The sequence below is a fragment of the Kineococcus indalonis genome (genome assembly GCF_009906395.1).
Classification (GTDB): Bacteria; Actinomycetota; Actinomycetes; order Actinomycetales; family Kineococcaceae; genus Kineococcus; species Kineococcus indalonis.
Genome location: NZ_JAAALM010000593.1, coordinates 1 through 2248 on the forward strand (window position 1 = coordinate 1; position 2248 = coordinate 2248).

General features: G+C 79.8%; 3 protein-coding genes. 1 reads left to right on the forward strand and 2 read right to left on the reverse strand.

Annotation, left to right across the window (positions count from 1 at the left end; genetic code table 11):
• Positions 1 to 46 precede the first annotated feature (46 nt).
• On the reverse strand, positions 47 to 217 hold the full coding sequence (locus GTR00_RS19265) for a hypothetical protein (RefSeq protein WP_166613171.1): 171 nt from the start codon (positions 215 to 217) through the stop codon (positions 47 to 49).
• A gap of 123 nt (positions 218 to 340) precedes the next feature.
• On the opposite strand from GTR00_RS19265, the gene GTR00_RS19270 reads away from it, so the two are divergent.
• A complete protein-coding gene (locus tag GTR00_RS19270) occupies positions 341 to 1540 on the forward strand; it encodes a hypothetical protein (RefSeq protein ID WP_166613172.1) in 1200 nt (399 codons plus the stop codon).
• Positions 1541 to 1550: 10 nt separating this feature from the next.
• Here GTR00_RS19270 and GTR00_RS19275 read toward each other — a convergent pair.
• A partial coding sequence (locus tag GTR00_RS19275; protein WP_166613173.1) for an NAD-dependent epimerase/dehydratase family protein occupies positions 1551 to 2248 on the reverse strand: 698 nt, incomplete at its 5' end.

The window sequence follows — 2248 nt, forward strand, 5'->3', positions numbered from 1 at the left end:
CCCACCGCGCGAACTCCCCCGCCGCGCCCCGGGCGGCGGCCGCGCCTCAGACGGCGGCGGCCTGCGCGCGCTCGGCGGCGCAGCGCGCGACGAACCGCGCCACGAGCTGCTCGCGGGTCAGCGGCGCGCCGAACTCCTCGCAGGCGCCGTCGGGCAGCGTCCAGCCGTCGAAGAGGTCGAACAGGTCGGCGGTGTCGCGCACGGCGGTGAGGTCCATGCGCCCTTCCTCGGCGCGCGCCGCGCCCGCCTTGAGCGCGCCCGGGGGCTGCGCGGCCCGCCGCGGGGCGGCTGTGTACGGTCGCCCCGCGCGGGGCCGCCGGGCAGCGCGGGAGGGACGACGATGCCACCGACCGGAGCGGGACGGCTGCTCGCCCACGCCTACCCCTGGGACGTGCTGGGCGACGACGCCTTCGTCGAGCGCGCCCTGGCCCTGGGCCTGGACGCGGTGGCGCTGGCCGCGGCGTACCACTCCACCCGCGCGGTCACGCCCCTGCACCCCGCGCACCAGCTCGTGGAGGCCCCGCACGCGGCCCTGTACCGGCCGGTGCGCGAGGAGGCGTGGGCCGGGGCGCCGCTGCGGCCGGTGGCCGGGCGGGTGCCCGACGGCACCGCGGACGCGTTCGCGCAGGCCGCGGGCCGGCTGCGCGCGGCGGGCCTGGAGGTGGACGCCTGGACGGTGCTGGCGCACTCCACCCGCCTGGGCACGCTGCACCCGCACCTGGCGGTCGTGAACTGCTTCGGGGACCGCTACTCCTACGCCCCGTGCCCGAGCGCGGCGCAGGTGCGCGACCACTGCGCGCGGCTGGCCGCCGAGGCGGTGCGCGGGGCGCCGGTCACCGGCGTCTCGCTGGAGGCGCTGGGCACGATGGGCGTCACGCACAACGCCGCGCACGAGAAGACCGCGGGCGCCTTCGGCCCGGCGCTGGAGCGGGTGCTGTCGGTGTGCTGCTGCCCGCGCTGCCGGCAGGGGTGGGCGCAGCGCGGCGCCGACCCGGAGGAGGTGGTCGCCGCGCTGCGGCGCGCGGTGCGCGAGCTGCGCGGGGCCGACCCCGCCGACGCGCGCGAGGTGGCCGAGCTGCTCGGGGAGCGCACCGCGGCGACCGTGCTGGCGGTGCGGCACGCGGCCGCCGACGCGCTGCGCGCGCAGGTGCTGGCCGCGCTCGCGCAGGCCGCGCCCGCACCGCTGCGGGTGGCGGTGCACACCGCGGCGGACCCGTGGGCCACCGGCGCCAACCCCGGCGCGAGCCCGGCGGCGCTGGCCGACCCGGCGCTGGACGTGCTGGTGCTGCAGGCGTGGACGCCCGGCGCGGGGACCCGCGCGGCGGTGTCCTCGGTCCGCGCGGCGGCGCGCGCGGGCGCGCGGGTGGGCGCCTACGTCACCGTGCTGGGCGGCCCCGGCGAGCGGGAGCTGGCCGCGCACGTGGCGGACGTGCGCGCCGCCGGCGCCGGGGAGCTGCACCTGTACCACCTGGGGCTGGCGGACCGGCGCGGCCACGAGCTGCTGGCGGCCGCCGCGCGCACCTGGCGCGCGGGGGCGTGAGCGGCGCGGGTCAGTTCCGCTGCCCCAGCGGGTTGTCCAGGAACGCGGCCCCGCCGACGCGGAAGAGGTCCGGCGAGCGCACGTCGGGTTCCTCGCCGGGCGCCAGGACGTCGGCGGCGTGGCCCTCGGAGTCGTCCAGCGGGTGGTAGCCCAGCGCCTCGCCCTCGGCGAGGCTGAACCACCGGCGGGTGTTGCGCGAGACGCCCCACACCACCGAGCAGCCCGGGGTGCGGTCGGTGACCGCGGCCTCCAGCAGGCGCACCGCGTCGTCGGCGGACAGCCAGGTCGACAACCCCCGAGCGCCCAGCGGGACGGGGTCGGGGAAGCAGCTGCCGATGCGCAGCAGGACGACCTGCAGGCCGTGGCGGTCGCTGTAGAGGCGCCCCAGCGCCTCGACAGCCGCCTTGCTCCAGCCGTAGTAGCTGTCCGGGCGCACCGGCACGTCGGCGGGCAGGTGCCCGTCCACGGCCTCGTCGCGCGTGCGGTACCCCACGGCGTGGTTGCTGGAGGCGAGCACGACGCGGCGCACGCCGCGGTGCACGGCGGCCTCCAGCAGGTTGCGGGTGCCGTCGACGTTGACGGAGAGCACCTCCTCCCACGGCGCCTCGCGGCTGATGCCGCCGAGGTGCACCACGGCGTCGACGCCCTCCAGGGCGGCCTCGAGCGCGGCGGGGTCGGTGACCGACAGCGGCGCCCAGCGCACCTGGC

What these genes read in the sequence shown, in the direction of transcription:
- GTR00_RS19265 (WP_166613171.1), bottom strand. Translation starts at nt 217, where the DNA reads ATGGACCTCACCGCCGTGCGCGACACCGCCGACCTGTTCGACCTCTTC.
- GTR00_RS19270 (WP_166613172.1), top strand. Translation starts at nt 341, where the DNA reads ATGCCACCGACCGGAGCGGGACGGCTGCTCGCCCACGCCTACCCCTGG.